17 protein-coding genes, 1 tRNA gene, 1 pseudogene and 1 riboswitch are annotated in these 23,992 nt (G+C 72.2%); of the genes and pseudogenes, 11 read left to right on the forward strand and 8 right to left on the reverse strand.

Going from position 1 to position 23,992, the window contains the following annotated elements:
• The first annotated feature begins 58 nt into the window (after nt 1–58).
• The gene (locus tag OG293_RS18715; protein WP_405999918.1) at nt 59–253 is read left to right on the forward strand and encodes a hypothetical protein; all 195 of its coding nucleotides are present in this window, start codon (nt 59–61) and stop codon (nt 251–253) included.
• Nucleotides 254–289: 36 nt separating this feature from the next.
• Here the strand turns inward: OG293_RS18715 and OG293_RS18720 are convergent, their stop codons facing one another.
• Nucleotides 290–1,165 carry an N-acetylmuramoyl-L-alanine amidase gene (locus OG293_RS18720; RefSeq protein WP_405999919.1) on the reverse strand — a complete coding sequence of 292 codons (876 nt, stop codon included), beginning with the start codon at nt 1,163–1,165 and terminating at the stop codon, nt 290–292.
• Between the two features lie 176 nt (nt 1,166–1,341).
• Between OG293_RS18720 and OG293_RS18725 the strand changes: the two genes are divergently transcribed.
• Nucleotides 1,342–1,785: an NUDIX domain-containing protein gene (locus tag OG293_RS18725; protein WP_405999920.1), complete on the forward strand. Its 444-nt coding sequence runs from the start codon at nt 1,342–1,344 to the stop codon at nt 1,783–1,785.
• 27 nt (nt 1,786–1,812) lie between these two features.
• The gene (locus OG293_RS18730) at nt 1,813–2,025 is read left to right on the forward strand and encodes a hypothetical protein (protein WP_405999921.1); all 213 of its coding nucleotides are present in this window, start codon (nt 1,813–1,815) and stop codon (nt 2,023–2,025) included.
• Between the two features lie 291 nt (nt 2,026–2,316).
• Here the strand turns inward: OG293_RS18730 and OG293_RS18735 are convergent, their stop codons facing one another.
• Nucleotides 2,317–2,724 carry a hypothetical protein gene (locus tag OG293_RS18735; RefSeq protein WP_405999922.1) on the reverse strand — a complete coding sequence of 136 codons (408 nt, stop codon included), beginning with the start codon at nt 2,722–2,724 and terminating at the stop codon, nt 2,317–2,319.
• A gap of 125 nt (nt 2,725–2,849) precedes the next feature.
• Nucleotides 2,850–3,122, reverse strand: a pseudogene (locus tag OG293_RS18740) (anti-sigma factor); the annotation flags it as partial.
• Nucleotides 3,123–3,694: 572 nt separating this feature from the next.
• On the opposite strand from OG293_RS18740, the gene OG293_RS18745 reads away from it, so the two are divergent.
• The 6 genes from OG293_RS18745 to OG293_RS18770 all read left to right on the forward strand — a co-directional run bounded on the left by OG293_RS18745 (nt 3,695) and on the right by OG293_RS18770 (nt 10,041).
• Nucleotides 3,695–4,108 (forward strand): YciI family protein, encoded by a 414-nt coding sequence (locus tag OG293_RS18745; protein WP_405999923.1) that lies wholly within the window; start codon nt 3,695–3,697, stop codon nt 4,106–4,108.
• A complete protein-coding gene (locus OG293_RS18750; RefSeq protein ID WP_405999924.1) occupies nt 4,105–5,343 on the forward strand; it encodes an RNA polymerase sigma factor in 1,239 nt (412 codons plus the stop codon). Before OG293_RS18745 ends, OG293_RS18750 begins: the two co-directional genes overlap by 4 nt.
• A 400-nt stretch (nt 5,344–5,743) precedes the next feature.
• On the forward strand, nt 5,744–6,988 hold the full coding sequence (locus OG293_RS18755) for an LPXTG cell wall anchor domain-containing protein (protein ID WP_405999925.1): 1,245 nt from the start codon (nt 5,744–5,746) through the stop codon (nt 6,986–6,988).
• A 104-nt stretch (nt 6,989–7,092) separates the two neighbouring features.
• A tRNA-Met gene (locus tag OG293_RS18760) sits at nt 7,093–7,166 on the forward strand.
• Nucleotides 7,167–7,335: 169 nt separating this feature from the next.
• Nucleotides 7,336–8,487 carry a PP2C family protein-serine/threonine phosphatase gene (locus OG293_RS18765; RefSeq protein WP_405999926.1) on the forward strand — a complete coding sequence of 384 codons (1,152 nt, stop codon included), beginning with the start codon at nt 7,336–7,338 and terminating at the stop codon, nt 8,485–8,487.
• Nucleotides 8,488–8,845: 358 nt separating this feature from the next.
• Nucleotides 8,846–9,001: riboswitch (cyclic di-AMP (ydaO/yuaA leader) on the forward strand.
• Nucleotides 9,002–9,012: 11 nt separating this feature from the next.
• On the forward strand, nt 9,013–10,041 hold the full coding sequence (locus tag OG293_RS18770) for a M23 family metallopeptidase (protein WP_405999927.1): 1,029 nt from the start codon (nt 9,013–9,015) through the stop codon (nt 10,039–10,041).
• 124 nt (nt 10,042–10,165) lie between these two features.
• On the opposite strand, the gene OG293_RS18775 is transcribed toward OG293_RS18770, so the two are convergent.
• The 4 genes from OG293_RS18775 to OG293_RS18790 form a co-directional block, all read right to left on the reverse strand.
• Complete coding sequence (locus OG293_RS18775) at nt 10,166–11,503, reverse strand: PrsW family intramembrane metalloprotease (RefSeq protein WP_405999928.1); 1,338 nt, start codon at nt 11,501–11,503, stop codon at nt 10,166–10,168.
• 58 nt (nt 11,504–11,561) lie between these two features.
• Nucleotides 11,562–12,353 (reverse strand): tRNA (guanosine(46)-N7)-methyltransferase TrmB, encoded by a 792-nt coding sequence (gene trmB, locus OG293_RS18780; RefSeq protein WP_405999929.1) that lies wholly within the window; start codon nt 12,351–12,353, stop codon nt 11,562–11,564.
• A 296-nt stretch (nt 12,354–12,649) separates the two neighbouring features.
• On the reverse strand, nt 12,650–13,918 hold the full coding sequence (gene lhgO, locus OG293_RS18785; RefSeq protein ID WP_405999930.1) for an L-2-hydroxyglutarate oxidase: 1,269 nt from the start codon (nt 13,916–13,918) through the stop codon (nt 12,650–12,652).
• A gap of 119 nt (nt 13,919–14,037) precedes the next feature.
• A complete protein-coding gene (locus tag OG293_RS18790) occupies nt 14,038–15,456 on the reverse strand; it encodes an MFS transporter (protein WP_405999931.1) in 1,419 nt (472 codons plus the stop codon).
• A 789-nt stretch (nt 15,457–16,245) separates the two neighbouring features.
• Here OG293_RS18790 and OG293_RS18795 point away from each other — a divergent pair.
• Entirely contained in the window at nt 16,246–18,342 is a 2,097-nt protein-coding gene (locus OG293_RS18795; protein ID WP_405999932.1) for an asparagine synthase-related protein, read from the forward strand.
• 418 nt (nt 18,343–18,760) lie between these two features.
• Complete coding sequence (locus tag OG293_RS18800; protein ID WP_405999933.1) at nt 18,761–21,997, forward strand: BTAD domain-containing putative transcriptional regulator; 3,237 nt, start codon at nt 18,761–18,763, stop codon at nt 21,995–21,997.
• Here OG293_RS18800 and OG293_RS18805 read toward each other — a convergent pair.
• Nucleotides 21,984–23,957 carry a sigma-70 family RNA polymerase sigma factor gene (locus tag OG293_RS18805; protein ID WP_405999934.1) on the reverse strand — a complete coding sequence of 658 codons (1,974 nt, stop codon included), beginning with the start codon at nt 23,955–23,957 and terminating at the stop codon, nt 21,984–21,986. The two genes, OG293_RS18800 and OG293_RS18805, sit on opposite strands and share 14 nt — an antisense overlap.
• Between the last annotated feature and the right edge of the window lie 35 nt (nt 23,958–23,992).

The raw sequence follows: 23,992 nt of genomic DNA on the forward strand, positions 1-23,992 counted from the left end.
GGACAACGCCGGGGTGGTGGGGGGCCTGCGCCCGCACCTGGTGTGTACCCCGGCAGGGATGCCCGTGCTGTGGGCGTTGGTGAACCCGAAACGCGACGAGCGCGAGGTGCTGCAGACCATGCAGGACCTCGACACCGACCTGATCAAGGAATGGCAGAGCCCCGGCCGCCCGCCTCGGGGGAGGGCGGCCGGGACCGACCGGGAGCATCAGGCCGTGGGCGGGATGATGAACGCCTCGACCTCGGTGCCGTGAAGCTCGACGCGTCCTGCCGCCGGCGGCAGCACCGGGCTATTCCGCCGGCCCAGCGGCCAGTCTTTCCGCCACCTGTTCCGCGATCTTCGCCGCCAGCGTGGGGTGCTCCGCCAGCCTGTCCGCGATCGCGGTGATCTGCGCGTCCGTGAGCTCAGCCGGGTGCATGGCGTCCAGCTTCGACCAGGCGGAGTTGAGTATCGCCCACGCGTCCCGGTTCAGTTCGCCCTTGTACGTCCACGGCGCGACCCGCCGCTGCTCGTGCAGCTCCTTCAGCTGCCTCGCCTGCTCGGGGGTCATGTCGTCCTCCTCAGGGGGTGGGGTGGTGCCGAGGCGGTCGCCGATCCTGGCTCGCATCGACGTCATGGTGAAGCCGCGTGGGTCGACCTTGCCGGGCTGCCATTCGCGGTGGCCGATCACCGAGCGCCGGGACCAGCCGTGGACGCGGCAGATCGCCGCCGCTGCCTTTTCGATGGCCTCCAACTGTGCGGCGGGCCAAGGGTCGTTGCCGTTGCCGAGGTTGATGCACTCGAAGCCGTAGAAGGCGCGGTTGCCGTCGGTGTTGGCCTCGTTGTCGGGTGGCAGGTCCCGTTCGTCGATGACGGCCCGCAGTACGTCGTCGTCGCCGAGGCCCGCGTGGTTGGCGCGCCCGTTGCCGACGAGGTGGACCGTGCCCGCCTTGTCGATGACGCCGTGGCAGAGCGGGCCGGGCAGGGAGGAGTGGCCGTGGTAGCAGAGGGACACGGTGTCTGCCGTGCCGGACGTGACGGTGTGGTGGATCATCACTCCGTGGACCGGGCCCCAAGGGCCGTGGGCATTGCGGTTGTTCGTGCGCCACTCGTCGACCTCGACGACGGCGAGGCCCTCGGCGCGGAGCGCTTTGAGTAATCGGTCGGCGGACATGGGTGACGCCATAGGTCCTCCAGACATGAGACAGCCCAGGCGGGAAACAAACGGCGGCGACGCGGGCGAGCGGGTCAGGGGGGCGACCGGGGCTGCCCGCCGCCGAGGTTCCATTCGGGGTATACCCACGGTGAGGCGGTCCAACGTGCGGTTTGTGCCCTTGACGGGGCTGAACGGGAAAGAGGGCGATGGACACAGGAACCGAGCGGCGATCCCAGGGGCCCGCGCCCCGTACCGGCACCGCCGTCATCATCACCAACAGCCGGGGTGAGTATCTGCTGCACCTGCGCGACGACATTGAGGGCATCTGCTGGCCCGGCTACTGGGCCTTCGTCGGCGGACGGCCCGAACCCGGTGAGTCCCTCGCCGACGCGATCGCCCGGGAACTGAAGGAGGAGACCGGACTCACCCTCCCCCTGGAGGAGTTCGTCACCGTCCGCCAGGAAGGCGCAGAGCACCTCGGCAAGGGTCCCATCGCCGTCTACCGGGGCCACTGGGACGGTGACGCGCACGCCCTGCCCGTCACCGAGGGCATCATGTTCCACTGGTTCCCCGCCTCGACGCTGCCGCGGCTGCGCGTACCTCCGTGGTGCCGGGAAGCCATCCGCCTGCATCGGGCCGGAGTAGGGTGAAAGCACCTGCTTGAAGGGGGTGTGGAGATGGAGACCCTGATCACCGTCGCCGCCATCCTCGCCATGATCGCGGTCGGAGTGGTGCTGATCCACACGATGAACAGCCGGCACAGCGCGCGGATCGCCACCTTCCACTACAGCGACGTCATGCCCGGAACCCGCCGCCGGAGCCGAAAGCGCCGCCGGACGGCCCGCCGCGCGGCTTCTGTGGCCGTCCCCCGGCGTGAGACGGACGACTGACCGCGACGGACCGGGAGAGCGTGACCGTCGGTCCCGCGCGCACAGAAGCCGGACCCATTCGCCGATCCGATGGCCGCTGACCCGCTGACCCGCTGACCGGCTGACCCGCTGACCGACGCCGATTCCGGGGACTCCCTGTCCTGTCGCGATCACCGTGCCTCGATGTGCCCTGCGCACGACGAGGTTCCAGGACCTGAAGTCCTGGAACCTCGTCGTACCGGGCCTGCCCGCGAGGGCACTCACCCGCGGCGGCGTTCACCAGCGATGGTGTTCACCCGCGGCGGCGCACGCTCACCTGTGGTGGCAGTCCCAGTGGCCCTTCACCCAGACCTTCTCCCAGTGGCTGGGGACCCAGACGTTCTTCCAGTGGCCCTTGTGGTTCTTCTTGTGGTCCTTGCTGTCGTCGGTCCAGAACCCGTGGTGCCACTTGCCGTGGCTGTCCTTGAACGGCGGGTGCCAGGTCCTGTGGTCGTGCTTGATCCACTTCTTCTCCCAGTGGCCCTTGACCCACTTCTTCTCCCAGTGCCCCTTCTTCCAGGTGCACTGGGAGTGATGGTCGCCGGCCACGTACGCGGTCGCCGATGCGGGAGCCGGAGCGGCAGCAGCCGAACCGGCGGCGCCCAGAGCGGCGCCACCGGCCAGCAGGCCCGTCGCGGCAGCTCCGGCCACCAGGCGTCGGACTCGGATGGAAACTGTCATCGGACTCACCTCCTCTGTTCGGATCACTTGTCGGTACGGCGTGACACAGGGGATTCGAGGCAGGCACCCACGTCGGATTGGGGCAAATGAGAAAAAACGCAGAGACTGCGCATAAGTCCCACTGGTTACGCGAGGCCGACCCGGCCGAGCGACGGAGTCGTGGGCTGCGGTGAGCCGCCCGAAGGCTCGACCGTGATCCCCACCGCCGTTGCCCCGTGGACCGGTCCGTTCAGCAGGACCAGTTGCTGGGGGTCCTTGCCGCTGAGCGTTCCGGCCGGACGCACGGAGTCCCCTTCGGCGAGCCAGAGTTCGTACACCTTGGCTGCCGGGAGCGGGGGCAGGCCCGAGGCGATGTAGACCGCCGCGTCCTCGCTGTGCGAGAAGACGACGGTGGCCTGCCCTCCTCCCCGCCAGCCGCTGCGTGCACAGTGTCGGGCGCGGACAGTACGCCGGCTGCCGCAGCCTGCCGTTCGTGCCGTTACTCACTCAATGTCACCATTGATCGGGGGTGTTCGCACCTGCGTCGGCCTGCTGGCAGTGTGCGCACCTGCCTCGGTCTGCGGACAGTGTGCGCATCGGCGCGGGCCTGCCCGCCCGAGCCATCCGCGGGGGCGACGGCTACGAATTACCTGTGTGGGCCGAGGGGGACCGGCTGGATCGGCAAACGCTCATTCGGGCATCACGGCCCGACGGTAACCAGCCCGCGAGTAGACCCGACCCTCCACGGTCCCACCCCGGCCCGGACGACCGGCCTGATCCTGCGTCCGCGGACCCGTTCCGCGCTCGAATGCCCGTGCTCCTGCGCTCTCAGACGTGCGCTCTCAGACGTGCGCGCTCAGTCCGGTGCCCGTGCTCCTCACGAGTGGTTCCGAAAGAATCTTCCGCGAGGTGTCGAGAATCCGCCGTCGGCTGCGACGTCCCCTGTGAGAGTTGCCCACCAGGGGCGGCGCCGTATCCGAAGGAGCACGTCATGAAGTATCTGGTGATGGTCCAGGGCACCCAGGCCGACTACGAAGCGATGCGCGGTCAGGCGTCCGACCACAGCCCGGCCTGGAGCGAGAAGGACATGCAGGCGATGTTCGCCTTCATGGGCGAGGTCAACAACGACCTCTCCGAATCCGGTGAATTCGTCGACGGCAACGGACTCGCCGAGCCCGCCAGAACCCGGTTCGTCAGCGCCGGGGAGGACGGCCGGCCGGTGATCACCGACGGCCCGTACAGCGAGACCAAGGAACTGCTCGCCGGCTACTGGGTCCTCGACTGCGAGAGCCTGGAGCGGGTCACCGAGATCGCCGCGCGCATCGCGACCTGCCCGGCGCCCGAGGGCGTACCGGCCTACCCGGTGGTCATCCGTCCCATCCTCGACGGCGGGGGCGATGTGTGAGACCGGTGCCCGGCATCGAGGACCTGCTGCGCCTCCACGCGCCGCAGGTCCTCGGTGCGCTGGTGCGCCGGTACGGGCACTTCGACCTGGCCGAGGACGCCACGCAGGAGGCACTGCTGGCCGCCGCTCAGCAGTGGCCCGCGGCGGGAGTGCCCGACAATCCGCGCGGGTGGCTCATCAAGGTCGCGTCCCGCCGGCTCACCGAGGCGCTGCGCAGTGAGGAGGCCAGGCGCCGTCGTGAGCAGACCGTCGCGGCGCTCACCCCACGGGACGCGTTCACCGCGCCCGCGCCGTCCGAGAGCCGCGCGCCCAGTGACGACGACACGCTCACCCTGCTCTTTCTCTGCTGCCACCCCGAGCTGACGCCGGCCGCGCAGATCGCGCTCACCCTGCGGGCCGTGGGCGGTCTGACCACGGCCGAGATCGCCCGCGCCCATCTGGTGCCCGAGGCGACGATGGCTCAGCGCGTCAGCAGGGCCAAGCAGAGGGTCAGGGGCGTGCCCTTCCGGCAGCCGGGGCCCGAAGACCGCGACCAGCGTCTTGCCGCCGTGCTCCAGGTCCTCTACCTGATCTTCAACGAGGGCTATACGGCGACCTCAGGCAGCGATCTGCACCGCGCCGATCTCGCCCGCGAGGCGATCCGGCTGACCCGGGCCGTACGCCGGCTGCTGCCCAGGGACGGCGCGGTCACCGGGCTGCTCGCGCTGATGCTGCTCACCGACGCCCGCAGTGCCGCCCGCACCGGGCCGCACGGTGAACTGATCCCGCTCGACGAGCAGGACCGCACCCGCTGGGACGGGGACGCGATCACCGAGGGGACCGCGCTGGTGGAGGAGGCGCTGTCCGAAGGGCCCGCCGGGGCCTACCAGTTGCAGGCGGCGATCGCCGCGCTGCACGACGAGGCCGCCCGTGCCGAGGACACCGACTGGCCGCAGATTCTCGCGCTGTACGACCTCCTCGTACGCCGTGCTCCCGAGCCGATGGCCGAACTGGGCCGCGCGGTGGCCGTCGCCATGGTGCACGGTCCCGAGGCCGGACTCGCCGAAGTCGCCGGTCTGGAGGGCAGGTTGGCGGGCCATCACCGGCTGGATGCCGTACGGGCACACCTGCTGGAGAAGGCGGGAGACATCGAGGGGGCCCGTGCGGCCTATCGCTCGGCTGCCGCGCGCACGCTCAGCGTCCCCGAGACGCGCTACCTCCAGATGCGCGCGGCCCGGCTGGGGCCCCCGGTGTAGGGCCTGTCCTCGGAGCAGGTCCTCAGATCCCGGCCAGGGCGGCGGCATGCCGCTCCCACGGCCGTGCCGGAGGGACAACCTCCAGGTCAGTGACGAGTTCCGGCGGACGGGCGCTGTTGCAGAGTGGTGACAGTACGGGGATTGTCCGGCCGATCTTGATGGGTGAGGATGAGCACATCGCCGCACAGCCGGAACCGAACAGGGCCGGACGGAAGGCGAGTTCACGTACGACGCACCATCAGGCAAGCCTCTCAGCGCTGCCCGCTCAGCTCCGCCTCGCACCACCTCTCATCCAGTTTCACCCTGCCGTGGCACTTCGCCGCGCTGCTTCTGCGTTCGGCCGACGCCCGCCCATCCAGCGGACGTCCGGCCCCTAGTCGATTCCTTGGGGGGAGTCCACATGTCCGCTCGCTTCGCCTCCGCCGCCGCTCTCACGGTCGCCGCCGCCGTCGGCACCACCCTTGTCCCGCTCGCCGCGTATGCCGCGCCGACGCCCTCCGGCAAGCCCCTCACGATCGAGCTGGGCACCCCGGCGCCGGCCGGACCGCTGACCCGTGGCGGGGCGAGCGAGACGTTCACGTTCACCGTGAAGAACTCCTCGGACAAGGCGGTCGACTTCCAGCCGTGGATGATCGCCGGCTCGGACGGTGCGAGCCCCGTGGCGTCCTCCCACATCGTCTTCGACGTGGAGCCGGTGAACGCCCCGGCGACGGACGACCACGTCATGCAGGAGGGCGGCACTGCGCAGGGGCTCTTCTACCCGGCCGGAAAGAAGCAGGGCGACCCGTTCTCGGTGCCTGCCAAGGGCGAGCTGAGCTGGAAGGTGTCCGTCGGCCTCGGCAAGAAGTACCCCTCCAACAACGGCAACCTGAAGCTGGACGCGGCCGATCTGCTCAACCACGTCCAGCGCGAGAAGGACGACATCCTTCTCTTCGAGACCAGCCCGAAGGTCGAGTCCGGTCCGGCCAGTCTGCGCCTTCTGTCCGACCCGAAGACGCCCATCAAGCCCGGCACGTACGGCCAGGTCTCCCTGATCCACCAGCTCAAGGGCACGGCGACGTTCGACTCCGACCTGGAGACGACGCTGGAGGTCGAGCAGGGCCCCGACGACACGCAGGCCGTCCCCCAGCTCGTGGTCGAGGAGCTCGCGGCCGACGGCAGCTACATCAGGGCCACCCGGATCGACGGCCAGAACAAGTGGCAGCTGTCGGACATCGGCAAGAACTTCATCATGCACCGCACCACCCTCCGGGTGAGCGTGGTCGACTTCAAGGGCGTCCAGAAGCCGCTCAAGGTGAAGCTGCACGCGTCGAGCTCGCTCGCCGAGGGCAACAAGACGCCGTTCCTGGGCGCGGACGGCGCGATCACCATCGCCCCCGAGCGCGGCACCACCACGCCGGGCGGAAAGCCGTCGGCGACCCCGTCCGCCACGCCGTCGCCCACCGCCTCGGCGTCCGCGTCCCCCACTCCGTCCGCCACGGCCACGGCCACGGCCACGGCGACGACCGGCGCGAACACCCCCGTCACCACCACCGGTGCGCTCGCCTCCACGGGCTCCTCCGACACCACCTGGTACGCGGCCCTCGCCGCCGCCCTGATCGGTGCCGGCGGCGTGCTCACCGCACTGCGTCTGCGCCGCCGCTGAGGCCGTGGGCGCCCGTCAGGGCGCCCGTATCGGTGCGAATTTCCGAAGTCCCGCGGTAAATGGATTTGATCTTGCTCCGGATGGCGTAAGGTTGTGTTCACCGACGCGGGGTGGAGCAGCTCGGTAGCTCGCTGGGCTCATAACCCAGAGGTCGCAGGTTCAAATCCTGTCCCCGCTACTGAAGGCAGTGGCCCGGCACTCGACACGAGTGCCGGGCCACTGTCGTATCCGCCCCCGGCTGCTCGCCCGGTTGGCGGACAGCGAGTCGCAGCCCGGTGCCGCTGCGTCCAGCCTGAGAGGGGCGCGGTACCGTCCGCAGCCGTGGCGGACCGGGCAGGAGAGCACCCGTGGCGAACCGAGAGCAGGGCGGCGCCGACACCGCTCAGCGGTTCGTGCGTGCGCTGCCCGCGCTGATGATCGTCGGTGGCTGGATCTTCGACCTCGTGAGCCCGCCCCGGTTCACCGCGGTCCCGCTCTTCGCCGCAGCGCCGCTGATCGCGGCCCCGATCTTCACCTGGGTCGGCACCCTGCTGACCGGGATCGCTGCGGTCCTGGGCGTGACCGGGCTGCATTTCTACAACCGCAACGCCTCGGACATCACCACCTTCACCGAGGTGACGACCGTGATCACGGTCTCGGGGCTCGCGCTGCTGATCAACCGGGTGGTACGGCGCAGCAGCGCCCGTCTGGCGTCCGCCCGGGTGATCGCGGAGACCGCCCAGCGGGCCGTACTGCCCACGCCCGCCGACCGGATCGCCGGGCTGCGGATCGCCGCGCGGTACGAGGCCGCCCAGGCCGACGCCTTCATCGGCGGTGACCTCTTCGCCGTACAGGACACGCCGCACGGCGTGCGGCTGGTGGTCGGGGACGTACGGGGCAAGGGGATGGAGGCGGTCGAGACGGTGGCCGTGGTGATCGGGGCGTTCCGGGAGGCCGCCGAGCAGGAGAGCTCGCTCGAAGGGGTGGCCGTTCGCCTGGAGCGGGCGCTGAGACGCGAGGGCTCGCGCCGGAGCGGTCTGGACGCCGTCGAGGGGTTCACCACGGCCGTGCTCGCCGAGATCCCGCGTGACGCGGGCGTGGTGCGTGTGGTCAACCGGGGGCATCCGGAGCCGTTGCTGATGTACGCCGACGGGGACCTGGACAGCCTGGAGCCGACCGAGCCCGCGCTGCCGCTGGGGATGGGCGACGTGGGGGGATGGCCGGACCGGGCGGAGACGCACCCGATGCCCTTCGGGGCCACGCTGCTCCTCTACACGGACGGGCTGTCCGAGGCGCGCGACGCGGAGGGCGTCTTCTACGTCCCCGCCGAGCGGCTGGCCGGGCGGCTCTTTCCCGGGCCGGAGGAGCTTCTGGATGCGCTGGTCGGCGATGTACGGCGGTATACGGGCGGCAGGACCACGGACGACATGGCACTCCTCGCGGTCAGCCGGCCGGCGGACGGGCAGCCGGACCGGCGCAGGACCGTTCCGGTGGTCAAGCGCGGTCCGGGCAGCCGCTGATGGCGGCGGACGCCGGCGGTACCCGGGCACTCGGGATCGCGGGCATCGGGGACCGTGGGCATTTTTGGGCGCGGGCATCGGGGACCGTGGGCATCCGGGGTCACAGGCGACAGGCGCTGCGGGCACTCGGCACCGTGGGTGATCGAGGGATGCCCCTCCGCATAACATGTGATGCACCGTCAGCCGAGGGGGCGGGCCCGAGTGCCGATCAAGTCGCCCGAGTCCGGCTGCTTGTGTCCTGGTAAGTCCCGGGCAAGGTAGTTAAACGATCACCCGGAACAGCTTGGAATCGGACCCCGGTGTCTATTAACGTTCGATAACGCAGCGCGGTCGTCCCAGTCGTCGCAAGAGGCGGCACCGTGCGCACGCGCCGAATTCCGCAAGGGAACCGGGGAACCATCAATTGGGGTGAATCGGGTATCTTTTGCCGCTCTTTTCGCGGCTGAAGCGCCCGTAGGAGACCTTCCTGCTCCGAACCCGTCAGCTAACCCGGTAGGCGAGAAGGAAGGAAAGGAGCACGCCTCCGTGGCGTCCAACACACCTGCCCCCGCATCACCCTTCGAAACTGATGTCTTCGGCGACGAGACGCCGGAGCGGGCGTGGGAGGAATGGAACCCCACCGAGGACTCCGTCCGACCGGTGCGCGGTCGGCACCGCGTCATGAAGCAGCGCGGCGGACTCGCCCGCAGTTCCACGGTGCTCGGTGTCGGCGTGATCGCCGCGGTCGGCGCGGGCGGCATGGCCACCGCGCAGAACAAGCCGCCGGTCTCCATATCGCTCCCCGACTCCATCGCGGACAACCTTCCCGACGCCAAGTCCCTGCCCGGTGTCGGTTCTTTCATGTCCGACGACAAGGAAGCGGACACCGGTGACACGGGCCCGCTGACCACGATGAGCATCGCCACCGACTCCCGGGCCGGTACGCAGGACGCGAGCGGCGCCGGTGAGGCGCTGCGCGCCCGCATCCTCCAGCAGGCCGAGCAGCAGCAGAGCGAGGCGGAGGCCGAGGCCAAGGCCGCCGCGGAGAAGCTTGCCGCCGAGAAGGCCGCTGCGGAGGCGGCCAAGCAGCAGACGGCGGCCGAGGCCGCGAAGAAGAAGGCCGAGGCGGAGGCGGCGGCCAAGGCGGAGGCCGCGCGACTGGCCGAGCTCGCGAAGAGCTACGCCCTGCCCACCTCCTCGTACACCATCACCTCCACCTTCGGCGAGGCCGGCTCCATGTGGTCCTCGGGCTACCACACGGGTCTGGACTTCGCGGCCCCCAGCGGTACCCCGGTCAAGGCCGTCCACAGCGGCACGGTCAAGTCGGCGGGCTGGTCCGGCTCCTACGGCTACCGCACGGTGCTGGAGCTCGACGACGGTACGGAGGTCTGGTACTGCCACCAGTCCTCGATGTCGGTGAGCGTCGGCCAGAAGGTGTCGACGGGCGAGACGATCGGCCGCGTCGGCGCGACCGGCAACGTGACGGGCCCGCATCTGCACCTGGAGGTCCACACTCCGGGCGGAAGCGGTGTCGACCCGATGACCTGGCTGCGGGACAAGGGCCTGACTGTCTGAGGCCTCCGTCCGGGGCGTCACCGATGCCTTGGACACGGCCCGGCGGCCCGATCCGCAGGAGCGGGCCCGGGGCGAGTGACACGACCCCGGGGCGAGTGACACCCCGGGGGCGAGCGGTACCGGTCTAGGACGAGCGGTACGGGTTGTAGCCGCCGTAGTCGCGGTAGGGCGGCGGGGTCCACGCACGTCCCGTGGCCCGGGCCGCGTAGGTCAGCGCAGGACCGGCGACGTCCTTGCGCTGCCACAGATGGTGGAGCAGCTCCTGCTCGCGCGCCACGAAGTCGGGGCCGACCGTGCCCCGGTGGGCCCTGTGGCGCAGAAACGCCAGGGTCGTCGCGAACCGCTCGTACTCCGAGACGGCATGAGCGGCGGCCGGGCCCTGGGCGCGGCGCGCGAAGTCACGGGCCATGGTGCGCGCCTGCATCGAGGACAGCGCGTGCGGTTCGTCGGACGTCAGCCAGCCGGCCGCGGCATACGCCCGCAACTGGGTTGATATCGTGCGCAGTTCGCGCTGCCGGCTCCAGATCGCGAGCCAGATCAGCAGCCCGAAGACGGGGACCATGAACGCGCCGTACACGGCATAGAAGCCGAACGGACCGAAGAGCGACGACGAGCCGTTCCACAGGGCGTGCATGCCCATCGCCAGCGCCAGGCCGAGCAGCGGCAGCGCCACCCGGCGGATCCGCTGGCGGCGCGCGGCGAGCGCGGCGATCCCGAAGCCGATGCCGGTGAGCACGGTGAAGAGCGGATGGGCGAACGGCGACATGACGATCCGTACGAAGAAGGTCGCCGCCGTCACCGAGCCCAGGCCCGACGTGCCTATCTCCTGGTCCTCACCGAATGCGGTGCCCAGGTAGAGGATGTTCTCCGTGAAGGCGAAGCCGGTCGCGGTGAAGCCGGCGACGACGACGCCGTCGACGATCCCGGTGAAGTCCCGTCTGCGGAACAGGAAGATGAGCAGGATCGCGGCGGCCTTCGCGCTCTCCTCGACGACGGGCGCTATCACGGTCGCGCCGAGCGTGTCCGCGCCGGCCGGGTCGGCGGTGGCGATGGCTATCCAGCGGATCGCGAAGGAGTTGGCGATGATCGCGACGAGGGCGGCGGCGAACGCGCCCCAGGCGAAGGCGAACAGCAGATTCCGCCAGGGGCCCGGCTCGACCTGGTCGAGCCAGTGGAAGGCCGCGGCCATGAGTGGTACGGGCAGGATCGCGAGGCACAGGCCGATCAGAAAGCCGTGGGTGCCGGTCTGTTCACGTACGAGGGTGAGGATGGCGAGGGCGGAGAGCGTGAGCAGGGTGATCAGCAGGCCGGCGCGGACCGCCCTGCTGCGCCAGAACCGTGGGACACGGCGCGGCTTGTAGCGCCAGCGGGCACGCGCAGGCACGGCGTCGAAGAGCGGCTGCTCGTCGATGGCCGGGACCGCCGGATGCGGGGGGAGGTGCTGCGGGGACGACTCGGACACCCATTGACCCTAACGAGGGATGCTGACACCTGGCGATGGTGTCCGTCACCCCAGTCGGCTACGCGGACCCCAACGGGCGGCGGAACAGCAGGTCGTGGACCTTGTGGCCCTTGTCCAGGCCCTGCCCCTCGAACCGTGTGAGCGGCCGGAAGGCGGGGCGCGGGGCGAAACCGCCGTCCGCCTGTGTGTTCTCGAAGTCCGGATGCGCGGAGAGCACGTCGAGCATCTGCTCGGCGTACGGCTCCCAGTCGGTCGCGCAGTGCAGGACCGCGCCGGGCTTCAGATACGGCGCGGCGAGGGTCAGGAACTCCGGCTGGATCAGCCGGCGCTTGTGGTGCCGCTTCTTGGGCCAGGGGTCGGGGAAGTACACCCGCAGTCCGTCCAGCGAGGCGAGCGGGAGCATCTCCCGCAGCAGGATGATCGCGTCGCCGTTGGCCACCCGGATGTTGGACAGTGCGTTCCGCTCCGCGAGCGCGAGGAGATTGCCCTGGCCGGGGGTGTGGACGTCGACGGCGAGAATCCCGGTGCCGGGGTCGGCGGCGGCCATCCGCGCTGTGGCCTCGCCCATCCCGAACCCGATCTCCAGGACGACGGGCAGCCCGCCGAACATCTCGTGGAGGTCGAGCACCCGCAGCCCGTCGATGTCGAGCCCCCACAGGGGCCACAGCCGCTCCAGCGCGTCGCCCTGCCCGGTGGTCACCCGGCTCCGCCGCGGCTGGAAGCTGCGAATGCGGCGCTCATGATGCGACCCGGCGGGATCGGCGACGGGCCCCCCGGGGAAACGAGGCTCGCTCTTGGCGCGGATGGGGGGCGCGGCGAGGTCGGTGGTGTGGTTTCGGAGCTCAGACACAGTGGGGTCGATTCTACGGGGTGTGCCGGGGTCCCACGGCGGTCGGTTTGTCCTCAATTGCCGGACGGGCCGGGGAGCCCGCCGGGGGCCGCGGGGGCGTTTCGTCCCCGAGGTCTCTTGTGCCTGCCAGGGGGACCGGCGCAGGACCGGGGTCCGGGGAGGGGCGAGGGTGGTCAGGGGCGGGTCCGGGGCGAGGCGGGGAGAGCAGGGTGGGGGACATGACCCCCGGGCGAATCCATCCCCGGGCGAATCCACCCCCGGGCGAATCCGCCCCTGGGCAAAACCACCCCTGGCCCCTACCGGCCCGCCCTCGCCAGCCGGCCGCCTGACAGCGCGTCCAGAGCCCTCCGCGCCACCTCCCGGCCGATCGGGAGTGACGCCGTCGCCGCCGGCGACGGTGCGTTCAGCACATGGACCGTCCGCGGGGCCTCGCGGATCAGGAAGTCGTCCACCAGGGTCCCGTCGCGCAGCACCGCCTGCGCCCGCACTCCGGCCGCAGCCGGCCGCAGATCGGACTCGCGAACCGCCGGCAGCAGCCTGCCCACAGCCGTCGCGAAGGCACGTTTCGACAGAGAGCGGTGCAGTTCCCCCGCTCCGTACCGCCAGTGTCTGCGCGCGATCCGCCACGAGCCCGGCCAGCTCAGCGTCCCGGCCAGCTCGCCCGGACGCACCGCCGACCAGGTGTATCCCTCGCGGGCCAGCGCCGGGACCGCGTTCGGCCCGACGTGGACGCCGCCGTCGATGCCACGTGTCAGATGCACGCCGAGGAAGGGGAAGGCAGGGTCGGGGACGGGATAGACCAGGCCGTGGACCAGCGAGGGATCCGCCAGCTCGTAGTACTCGCCCCGGAAGGGGACGATCCGCATCCCTGGGTCGTCGCCCGCCAGCCGCGCCACCCGGTCGCAGTGCAGCCCCGCGCAGTTCACCAGGACCCGCGCCCGGACCACCGTCCCGGCCGTGGTCCGCACCGCGACACCCCAGGCGCGGCGGTCGATCGCGGCCACTTCCTCGCCGTACCGGACGTCCGCCCCGGAGGCCGCCGCCAACTGCGCCGCGACCTTCCCGAAGTCGCACACTCCGGTCGTCCCGACGTGGATCGCAGCAAGCCCCCGCACCTGCGGCTCGTACTCCATGATCTGTGCGGGACCCAGCTCCCGCACCGGAATGCCGTTCTCCCGGCCGCGCTGGACCAGGGCGTGGAGCCGGGGGAGCTCGTCCCGGCCGGTGGCGACGATCAGCTTGCCGGTGACCTGGTGCGCGATGCCGTACTCCGCGCAGAACTTCACCATCTCCGCCGCGCCACGCACCGCGAACCGCGCCTTGAGCGATCCGGGCCGGTAGTAGATCCCGCTGTGGATCACTCCGCTGTTCCGCCCGGTCTGGTGCCTGGCCGGGCCGGACTCCTTCTCCAGGACCGTCACCCGGGTGCCGGGAGCCGCACGCGTGAGGGCATACGCCGTCGACAGGCCGACGATCCCGCCGCCGATCACCAGCACGTCACAGTCGAACTCATGCCCGGAGGCATGGCCGAAGCCACGCACCGAGCCCTGCCCGGACGCCGTCACCGCGTCACCTCCCACCCCGATAGTGCACTGGCCCACTGACTATGCGCTTAAACCAGATGAATCAGGGGTCCGATCCGGGGTCGGATCCGGTTCGATCCGGGGGCCGGCCCCGGTGCCGCCTACGCCGGGGCCACCAGCAGCGGCCGGGCCCGCTCCCGCAGCTCCGCCACCCGTGGCTCGTCGCCGTACGGCTCCAGGCGGTGCAGCAGATCCCGTACGTACTCCGTGGTCCGCGCCGACGAGATCCGTCCCGCGACCTCCACCGCGCGCGTGCCCGCGGCGCACGCCGCGTCCAGGTTCCCCGACTCCAGCTCGGCGACCGCCGACACCACGAGCCGCAGGCCGTGGGAGCGTACGAACTCCTCCGTCGGCCGTGACAGCGCCTGCTCGGTGAAGCGCCGCACCTGGCGTGGTGCCTTCAGATCGCGGTAGCACTCGGCCGCGTCGGCGGCGAAGCGGTCGTAGGAGTAGAAGCCGAGCCAGGACGGGTCGGCATCGCCCTCCCGCGAGCGCTCCAGCCAGCCCTCGGCCGCCTTGAGCGCGGCTCCGGCCGCCGGCGCGTCGCTCGCCTTCGCATGCGCCCTCGCCTCCACCAGCCGGAAGAAACTCATTGTGCGGGCCGTGGCGAGTCCACGGTTGCGCTCCAGCGCCGCCTGCGCGAGGTCCACACCCTCGTCCGCGAAGCCGCGGTATGTCGCCTGGAGCGACATCGAGGCCAGGACGTACCCGCCTAACGGGACGTCGGCCGCCGCGCGGGCCAGGCGCAGCGCCTGGATGTAGTACCGCTGGGCCGCCTCCTGCTGACCGGTGTCGAAGGCCATCCACCCGGCCAGCCGGGTCAGTTCGGCGGTTGCGCCGAACAGCGCCCGGCCCACTTCGTCCGAATAGGAGCCCAGCAGCAGCGGGGCCGCGTCCACCCTCAGACACTCCGGCACCATCGAGGAACGCCAGTCCCCGCCGCCGTACTTGGAGTCCCAGCGGCGGGCGTCCTCCGCGGCCTCCCGCAGCTTCGCCACGTCGCTGTGCCCCACGCGGGCCGGAGTGTCATCCGTTGTGTCCACCGAACGCTCGACGGAGGAGTCGGCGGGGGTTATCAGCCAGCGGGACGCGGGCGTCGCGTAAGCGCTCACTGCGAAGGAACCGGCCAGCGACTGCCAGATGCCCCCGCTGCCCGCGCGGCGGCCCGCCAGATCCAGGCGGTAGAGCTCGGTGGCCGATTTCACCGCCTCGCCCACATCGCGCGGGAATGCCAGCCCGACCTCGGGGGCCGGATCGGCGTCCGCGAGGCCTATCTCGTGCAACGGCACCGGACGGCCCAGCTTGGCGCCGATCGCGGCGGCGATGAGATGGGGCGCGGCGCCCTGCGGCACCATGCCCTTCGAGACCCATCTCGCCACCGAGGTCTTGTCGTAGCGAAGGGTCAGACCGCGCTGCGCTCCGAGGTCGTTGACCCGCCGGGCGAGGCCGGCGTTGCTGATTCCCGCGAGGGCGAGAACGGTGCCGAGTTTTTCGTTCGGCCCGCGTTGCTCCCTGGACATGCGCCACCCCTCGACACACAGACGGCCGCCGCGTCGCTGTCGGGGCGCACGGCATTCGTGCTGTGTTCTCCCCGGTGAACAGCTTCTGGGTCCCGGCTGCAAAAGCGTCTGGCCGAGCCCCACGGAATATGCGCCCCTGGGGAGAACATCAGTGAACACAGGGTAGTTCGCCGCATCCCTACCGTTAAGGGGCGGTGTTCCGGATGGCGAGATTGTTGTGCGTTGGAGCAGCCCGACCGCCGGCGGCGGGGTCCCGGCGTGCCCCCTGGCGTGCTCCGGGTGTGTGGCCGTGCGCCCGCCCGTGCGCTCTGGCCCGGCTGGTGGGGGAGCGCTTCGATGAGTGCTGCGTGGGTCGGCCCACTGCGTACTGGAACCAGTGGGCTGGGGGAATCCGCTGCCTCAATCCCCGCGGGTGGCGGACCGGTCCGGGAGGCGACAAGCGCCTCCCGGACTGTGTGTGTACAGGGGTGACGGACGTCTGTACGCCTAGCAGATTGGCTGAATGACGACTGTCCTTCACATCCCTTTTGCTCCCGTCTGGGTGTCGGCCGCTCGCCTCGCCGCGCCCGGGACCGTCGGCAAATCGCCAATGCCAGGGGCGTGTTCCCTTTTTGCTCGCGCTACCCGGAGCCCCTCCCGCACGCCGCCTTCGTGGCAGCATGTTCCCGAACGGCTGCATGTTCCGGCCGGTGACTCGTTCCCGGACGGCTGCGTGTTTCCCGGCCGGCTCCCTGTTTCCGAGTGGCTACGGCCCGGGATCCGGGTTCGTCCACAGCCTGTGGAGGCGCGATGCGGTGGTTGGTCGGATGGAGCAGTATCGCCGCACACTTCGGTACTGCCGGGGTCGTCGGCGCGCCCGACGAGGGCCGCACCGTGCACCCCGTCGGCGCGCAGCTCCTGTGGGGCGACCCCGATCCGCTCTGGGCGGTCGGCGACTGGCGTCCCGACGAGGTGCGCGTCGTCACCGTCGACTCCTTCACCAAGCTGGCCGTCCTCGGCTGTTGCGCCGCCAGTGACGAGGAACTGAAGGTGGGGCTCTTCGCCGCGCGCGGCGGTGCGCTGCGGCATCTGACCGCGTGGTCCGGCAGCTATACGGCCGTCGTCCAGGTCGGCCGCCGGATCACGGTCGCCGGGGACCTCGCCGGGGCGAGACCCGTCTTCTACACGCCCTGGGCGAACGGCACCGCGTTCGCGACCGCCGCCCTGCCGCTCGCCGATCTCATCGAAGCGCAGCTGGACATCGGACACTTGGCGGCACTGCTCGCCTGCCCCGAGACGCCGGAGGCGCTGCGCGACTCCACTCCGTACGCCGGGGTCAGGCGCATCCCGCCCGGACACGCGCTGATCCTGCGCGAGGGCTCGCGCGAGATCACCGGCTACGAACTCGTGGCCTCGCTGGCCGTCGCCGGGCCGCAGATCGAGGCGGAACGCGCGGTCGAGGGGGTACGGGACGCCCTGATCGACGCGGTACGGGCCCGGCTCACCGCGCCCCGGCACGCGCCGGAGACCCAGCCGCCCGACCCCGGGCCCGTCCCCGGGATGGGGCCCGCCGCACGCCGGGCCGCCCGCGGAGCCCCGGCGCCCGGCATCGGCGCCGATCTCTCCGGAGGCAGCGCGTCCGGAACGCTCGCCCTGCTGGCGGCGGGGCTGCCGGGAGTGCCCGGCACGGTGCTCGGCCATGGCACGGGCGCGGGGGAGAGGCTCCTCGCGGTCACCTTCAACGACCTGACGACGCGGGGGCACGAGGCCGAACTGGAACGGGCGCGCACGATCGCGGCGAATCCGCGGCTGCACCACGTGGTGGTCGCGGCGGGCGAGGAGAGTCTGCCGTACGCGGGACTCGACGGGCCGCTGACCGATGAGCCAGCGCCCTCGCTCGTCACCGCGGAACGCCATCGCAACCGGCTGGCAGCGGGGAGCGCGGACCACTTCACCGGGGCGGGCGCGCGGCAGGTGCTCGACGCGCATCCGGCGCGCCTCGCGGACCTGCTCCTGGACCGGCGGCGGCGCCATCTGATGCGGCCGGTGGCCGCGCTCGCCCGAGCCGAAGGGCCCTCGCCGCAGTCGCTGTTCATCCCGCTGACGGTGTACCGGGCGGCACGGCGGCTGGCCCGCACGCCCTACCGCACCGGCCTGGAGACGGCGGCGGACCGCCTGCTGGAGGCCAACCGCCCTGGCGGCCTGCTGAACGGTGCGGGCCCGCTCGACGCCTCGCTCGCCGCCCTGACGTGGTCCCGGCCGGGGCCCGCGGCGTGCTGGCTGACGGGCGAGGCACTCGCTGAAGTATCGGTTCGCCTGATGGAGGCGGCGACGCGGCCGGTGTCGGTGCAGCGGCCCGGGGAGGCGCGTGCGCGAGCGGCCCTGACCCGCCAGGCATCGGACCAGCGGATCCTGGAGCAGGCCGCGGAGGTCCGCAGCCAGCGCCTGCACGCGCCCTTTCTGGACAACCAGGTCGTACGCGCCTGCCGCGACCTGCCGGAATCCCTGCGGGTCAGACCGGGCGCCCGCGCGGACATCCTCCGCGCGGTCCTGGCGGGCGCGGGCATCCACGACCTGCCCCCCGGCTGGGGCGCGACGACCCAGGCCCCCTCGACGGCCGCGACCCGCACGGGCCTGCGGGCGGCGCTCCCCCACTTGATCGCCCTGTTCGACGCGCCCCTGCTGGCGGACGCGGGCCTGGTGGAAGCACGGGTGGTACGCAAGGCACTGCGTGCGGCGTCGGAGGGGGAACAGGTACCGCTGGACGGTCTGGCGGACCTGATCTCCACGGAACTGTGGCTGCGGAGGCTGCTCTCGCGGCGGGGGACGTGCTGGACGGGGACGGCGGCACCGAGACAGCGGGCGGTGGCGGGCGGGGTGCCGCAGCGGAGAACGTTGCGAGCGTAGGGCCCCGGCGCGTTTGCGGGCGGCGGTGCGCGGGTGTCGGGTGTGTCCGGTGCGGTGCCGGTGACCGTCCGGGGGCGTTCCGGGTGAGCCCGTCGCCTCGGCGTCGACGCCGAGGCGACGTCCAGGGCGCGGGCGGTGCGCCATGACCGCGCCCGCGGCAGCCGGATCCCACATGTCGAAGCGGGCGCCGGGGCGCGGGGGCGCAGGCTGTGATGCGTACCGGCGGTGCGGGTCGGGCGCCGCGAACGTGGCGCGTTTCGGCTGCTCGCCAACTGCGACGCGTGCCCCCGCCTCGGCGGTGCGCGTCAGCCGCAGTTCCGTCCTCGGCGTGGTCCGGGCGTCGCCGGTCGTGCCGCGCAGGGCAGGGCGCGGAAAAAACCCCGTCCGCACACCCCCACCCCCCGGTAACAATGACCCAGTGCGCTATCTCATCCTCGGCCTGACCGAGGCCCGCGACCAGCACGGAGCCGAGCTGCCCCTGGGCGGCCCCCGGCTCCGCCGGCTGCTGGCCGTGCTCGCGCTGCGGACCGGGCGGGTCGTGTCCGTCGGGGAACTCGTCGCCGGCGTGTGGGACGGCGACGAGCCGCACGACGCGCCCGCCGCCCTGCAGGCCCTCGTCGGACGGCTGAGGCGCGCCCTCGGCAAGGACGCCGTCCAGAGCGCCCCGGGCGGTTACCGTCTCGCCGCCGCCGAGGACGACGTCGATCTGTTCGTCTTCGAGACCCTCACCCGCCGGGCCCAGACCCAGGCTCCCCAGGACGCCGCCCGCACCCTCCGTACCGCCCTCGCCCTGTGGCGCGGCCCCGCGCTCGCCGATCTGCCCGACGGGGAGTACGGCGCGCGGCCCGAGGCGCAGCGGCTCGCCGCGGTCCAGCAGCGGGTGGAGGCCGATCTCGCGCGCGGGGCCGCCGAAGGACTCGTACCGGAGCTTCAGGAGCTCACCGCGGCGCACCCGTACCACGAACCGTTCCGCGCGCTGCTCATCCGGGCGCTGCGGGCCGACGGCCGCCAGGCGGACGCCCTCGTCGCGTACGAAGAGGCCCGCCGCGCCCTCGCCGACGGGCTGGGAGCCGACCCGGGGCCCGAACTGACCGCGCTGCACCGGGAGCTGCTGGAGACCCCCGCTCCGCCGGATCCGCAGCCTCGCGGCAATCTCCGGCCCCGCCTGACCTCCTTCGTCGGCCGCGACAGCGAACTGAGCGTCATCCGCGCCGACCTGACCCGTTCCCGCCTTGTCACCCTCACCGGACCCGGCGGCTCCGGCAAGACGCGCCTCGCCGAGGAGGCCGCACCCGCCGCCGACGACGGCGCCTGGCTCGTCGAGCTCGCCCCGCTGGACGATCCCGCCGCGCTCCCCGGTGCCGTACTGTCCGCACTCGGCCTGCGCGAGACCACGCTCATCGCCCGCGAGGGCCAGCAGACCCCGGCCGATCCCACCGACCGGCTGATCGAGCACCTCACCGGCCGTGCCGTCCTGCTCGTACTCGACAATTGCGAACACCTCGTCGCCGTGGCCGCCGGGCTCGCCGAGACCCTGCTCACCCACTGCCCCCGGCTGCGCATCCTCGCCACCAGCCGGGAACCGCTGGGCGTGCCGGGTGAGTTGGTGCGGCCGGTGGACCCGCTGCCGGACCCGATGGCGCTGCGGCTGCTCGCGGAGCGCGGGGCCGCGGCGCGGCCGGGCTTCCGGACCGAGGACGACCCGGAGGCGTCCGCGGAGATCTGTCACCGGCTCGACGGGCTGCCGCTGGCCATCGAACTGGCCGCCGCCCGGCTGCGGATGCTCACGCCCCGGCAGATCGCCGACCGCCTCGACGACCGGTTCCGCCTGCTGACCAGCGGAAGCCGCACCGTACTGCCGCGCCAGCAGACCCTGCGCGCCGTCGTCGACTGGTCCTGGGACCTGCTGGAGGAGCCGGAGCGCACCCTCCTGCGGGGGCTCGCCGTGTTCGCGGGCGGCTGGGACCTCCCCGCGGCCGAGGCCGTCTGCGGCGACGCGGCCGAACATCTCGGCGCGCTCGTCGACAAGTCCCTCGTCACCGCCACCCCCACACCCGACGGCGAGATGCGCTACCGCCTGCTGGAGACCATCCACGAGTACGCGAACAAGCGCGCCGCCGAGGCCCCGGGCGTGCGGGCCGCTGCCGCCCGCGCACACACCGAGTACTTCGCCGCCCTCGTCGAGGAGGCCGATCCACGGCTGCGTTCGGCGGACCAGCTCCCCTGGATCCGCCGTCTCGAAGCGGACCTCGACAACATCCGCGCGGCCCTGCACCGCGCCGTCGTCGAGAGCCGCGACGAAGCGTCGGCGCTGCGGCTGGTCTTCGGTATGGGCTGGTTCTGGGGGCTGCGCAACTACCGCCCCGAGGGACTGTCCTGGGTGGATCGCACCGTGGATCTCGCCCCGGAACCGGACGGCGAGGACGACCCGCGCCACTGGCCCCGGATGCATCTGCGCATGCTGCAGTTCTTCCTCGCCATGGAGAGCCGCGGCTCCGAACGGCTGTGGGACAACCCCGAGACGATGGCGCTGTTACGCCGGGTGCGGGATGCCTTCAGCCGGGCCGGACCCGAGGCCGCCCGTTTCCCGGGGCTCCTGTGGCCGATGGCGTCGTTCCTGACGGACGACACGGCCGACGTCCGCCTGAAGCTGGAGGCGGCCGTCGCCAACTGTCGTGAGCACGGCGGCGAGTGGGAGTACGGCGCCATGCTGATGTTCCGCACCCATCTCGTCGTCGACATGCCCGGGGGCATGCCCGGTGTCGACGACGACCTGGTCCTGCTGCGGGAACTGAGCCGCCGCGTCGGCGACCGGTGGATGCGGGCGCAGACGGCGAGCGCCGCGGCCGAGGCGGGGATGATGCGTGGCCGCTACGCCGAGGCCAAGGTCGCGTACGAGGAGGCTCTGGCTCTCGCCCGCGAGGTCGGCGCGCACGCCGACTCGCCCTTTCTCATCGGCCGTCTCGCCGAACTCTCCTTCCGGGCGGGGGACACGGACGCCGCCGAGAAGGGTTTCGACGAGGCGTCCCAGGAGGCGGAGCGCTACAACGTCGCGGACGCCCGCTCGTACGTGGCGGTCATGCGGGCGGTGATCGCCCTGTACCGGGGCGAGCACGCCGAAGCCCGCCGGATGATCGACAAGGCGCGCGCCCACAGCGAGCACGGCAGCCCGCCCGTGCACTTCGAAGTGGTCATGGACGGCCTCGACGCCCGGCTCGCCGCGTACGAACCGGACGGGCCCCGGGTCGCCGTACGAGGGCTGGCCGCGGCGCTCCGCAGGGCGTGGGACGCCCGGTGCGCGGAGTTCATCACGGCGCACCTCGCCGACAGCGCCGCGGTGGTTCTGCCGTTGCTGGGCCAACTCTCCTCGTCCGTACGGCTCATGGCCGCCGCGGACTCCTGGCGTGTGGGCAGCCCCCGCTCGGTGCCGGAGCGGCTGGCCGCCGAAGGCGTCCTCGCGCGCGCCTACGAGGAGCTCGGCGCCGAGCGGTACGAGGAGGAGCGCGCCACGGGCCGCGCTCTCACCGTCCCCGCGGCCGTCGGCCTGCTGGAGGCGGCGGCCGGGGCCGGGGACGGACAGGCGACCGGGGCGGGGGACGTACCCGGGGTCGTGGCCGGGGACAGGCCGGGGGCCGGGCCCGTCAGTTGCAGCTGATCTGCGACTGGGCCCAGTCGCCGAGCGCCGCCGAGTCCCGTGCCGTGTGCGGGGAGACGACCAGTCGGATCGTCTTCAGCCCGGCGAGCGGCACATGCACCGGCACGGCCGCGTCCCTGCCGTGCACCACCGGGGAACGCCACAGCCAGGCTCCGTCGCCGTACACGGAGAAGCGCATCGCGCCCAGGCGCCGGCCCCGGCTCAGGTCGTCGACTCCGACGAGCGCGTCGAAGGACGTGCACCGGCGGTTCAGGTCGATGGTGACCGACGATGTGGCGTGCACGGTCACCCCGTGGCCGTACCGCTTGCCGGAGATGGACACGTCCCAGCGCTGCCAGATCCAGCTGCCCCGGCCGAGCCGTACCTCGGGCCCGGTGTGGTCGCCGAAGACCTCGTACTTCAGCCGGTTGAGCTGGTAGACCTTCGGGGTGGGTGCCGGCTTCGTCGGCGTGGGGGCGGGTGAGGCGGACGAGGCGGAGCGGGTGGGCGGCTCGGGCGCCTCGGGCGCGGGCCGGGCGGATGGCACCGGCGTGGGTATCGGCTTCGGCTGCAGGACGGCGGGGGTCACCTGCGGTGAGGGTTTCTCCGGCGGCGCACCCGGCTCCGCCAAGGGTGGTCCCGCAGGCTCGGGCCTGGGCGACGGCGCGGGCTTACGCGGTGCGACGGGCACCAGGGCGGCGTGCTTCGCCTCGGGCTTCGGCGCGGGCGCGGGGCCGCCCGAGAACGCCCACAGGAGTCCGGCTGCAGCGGAGACTGCCGCCGCCGCGGCGATCCCGGCCTTCGCCGGGGCGCCCAGTCCCTCCGCGACGGCACCACAGGCCGCGCCCCCGGTGGAGCTCGACGTGCCCCCCGCGGCGGCGGCTGCCGCGCCGGCTCCCGCGGCCCCGGCGGCCCCGCCGACGACCATGCCGGCCGCCTTGAGGGAGTATCCGGCGGCGAACCAGCCGATGACCGCGACCGGAAGCAGCGCCGGGATCCCGGCGTTGACGTGTGCCAGCTCGCCCGCGGCGAGCCGGCACTTGACGCACTCCTCCAGGTGCTTGCGCAGTCCCCGCTCGGCACGCATCCGCAGACCGCCGCGGGCATGGGCCCCCAGCCGGTCGGCATACCGCGCGCAGTCGCCACCGGAGGTGAGCGCCGAGCTCACATGCGCCTGCAGATAGGCCTGCTTGAGCCCTTCGCGGGCCCGGCTTGCCAGCACCGCCGTGGCATTGGCGGTCAGTCCGAACAGCGGAGCGACCTTGCTCGGCGACTCCTCCTCGACGGTGGTGTGCCAGAGCACGGCCTGCCAGCGCTCGGGCAGTGAACGGAATGCCTGGAGCGCGAGTGACTGCTCCGCCTCGTGCATGGCCTGTACGTCGGCGCCGAGATCGAGCGCGTCGTCGCTGACGGGGGCCGAGCTGCGGGCGGACTCCGCGGCGAACACCGCGAAGTCCTCGACCAGTTGCTCCCGCCTGGCCGTCTTCGTCCAGGCCGCGGCGACCCGCCGCACGGTCGTGAGCAGATACGCCCGCAGCGCCTGCTCGGGCCCCGAGCCTCCGCGCACCGCCTGGAGGGTCCTGGCGAACACCTCGGCCGTCAGATCCTCTGCTGTGTGCGCGTCCCGGCAGCAGGTGCGCGCGTACCTGCGCACGGACTCCGAGTGGCGGCGGAAGAGCTCCTCGTACGCACTGTCGTCGCCTTCGCGCATACGCCGGATCAGCGCGGCGTCGGACAACGGCAGTTCGTGCGGAGCCGGCAGCACGGACCCCAGCGAGCCACCCTCGCGCTGCGCCGGAACGGAGCGTTCGTCCTGCCCACCCGAGCCGGGACCGCCCGAGCCAGGACCACCCGCACCAGGACCGATGGCGCGGGAAGGGCCACTCGCCCCGCCCTGGCTGGGCACGTGTCGCCAGCGCAGCCCGGCCGCGTCCGCGCCGCCTGCGCCGCCGAGTGACTCGACCTGACCCTCACCGCTCATCGCGGAAGCCCCCGTAGCACCAGCAGTCCCAAACA

This window comes from Streptomyces sp. NBC_00829, assembly GCF_045161795.1.
In the GTDB taxonomy this organism is placed as follows: domain Bacteria; phylum Actinomycetota; class Actinomycetes; order Streptomycetales; family Streptomycetaceae; genus Streptomyces.

What these genes read in the sequence shown, in the direction of transcription:
- OG293_RS18790 (WP_405999931.1), bottom strand. Translation starts at nt 15,456, where the DNA reads ATGTCCAGGGAGCAACGCGGGCCGAACGAAAAACTCGGCACCGTTCTC.
- OG293_RS18795 (WP_405999932.1), top strand. Translation starts at nt 16,246, where the DNA reads ATGCGGTGGTTGGTCGGATGGAGCAGTATCGCCGCACACTTCGGTACT.
- OG293_RS18755 (WP_405999925.1), top strand. Translation starts at nt 5,744, where the DNA reads ATGTCCGCTCGCTTCGCCTCCGCCGCCGCTCTCACGGTCGCCGCCGCC.
- OG293_RS18745 (WP_405999923.1), top strand. Translation starts at nt 3,695, where the DNA reads ATGAAGTATCTGGTGATGGTCCAGGGCACCCAGGCCGACTACGAAGCG.
- OG293_RS18715 (WP_405999918.1), top strand. Translation starts at nt 59, where the DNA reads ATGCCCGTGCTGTGGGCGTTGGTGAACCCGAAACGCGACGAGCGCGAG.
- OG293_RS18735 (WP_405999922.1), bottom strand. Translation starts at nt 2,724, where the DNA reads ATGACAGTTTCCATCCGAGTCCGACGCCTGGTGGCCGGAGCTGCCGCG.
- OG293_RS18725 (WP_405999920.1), top strand. Translation starts at nt 1,342, where the DNA reads ATGGACACAGGAACCGAGCGGCGATCCCAGGGGCCCGCGCCCCGTACC.
- OG293_RS18730 (WP_405999921.1), top strand. Translation starts at nt 1,813, where the DNA reads ATGGAGACCCTGATCACCGTCGCCGCCATCCTCGCCATGATCGCGGTC.
- OG293_RS18805 (WP_405999934.1), bottom strand. Translation starts at nt 23,957, where the DNA reads ATGAGCGGTGAGGGTCAGGTCGAGTCACTCGGCGGCGCAGGCGGCGCG.
- OG293_RS18720 (WP_405999919.1), bottom strand. Translation starts at nt 1,165, where the DNA reads ATGGCGTCACCCATGTCCGCCGACCGATTACTCAAAGCGCTCCGCGCC.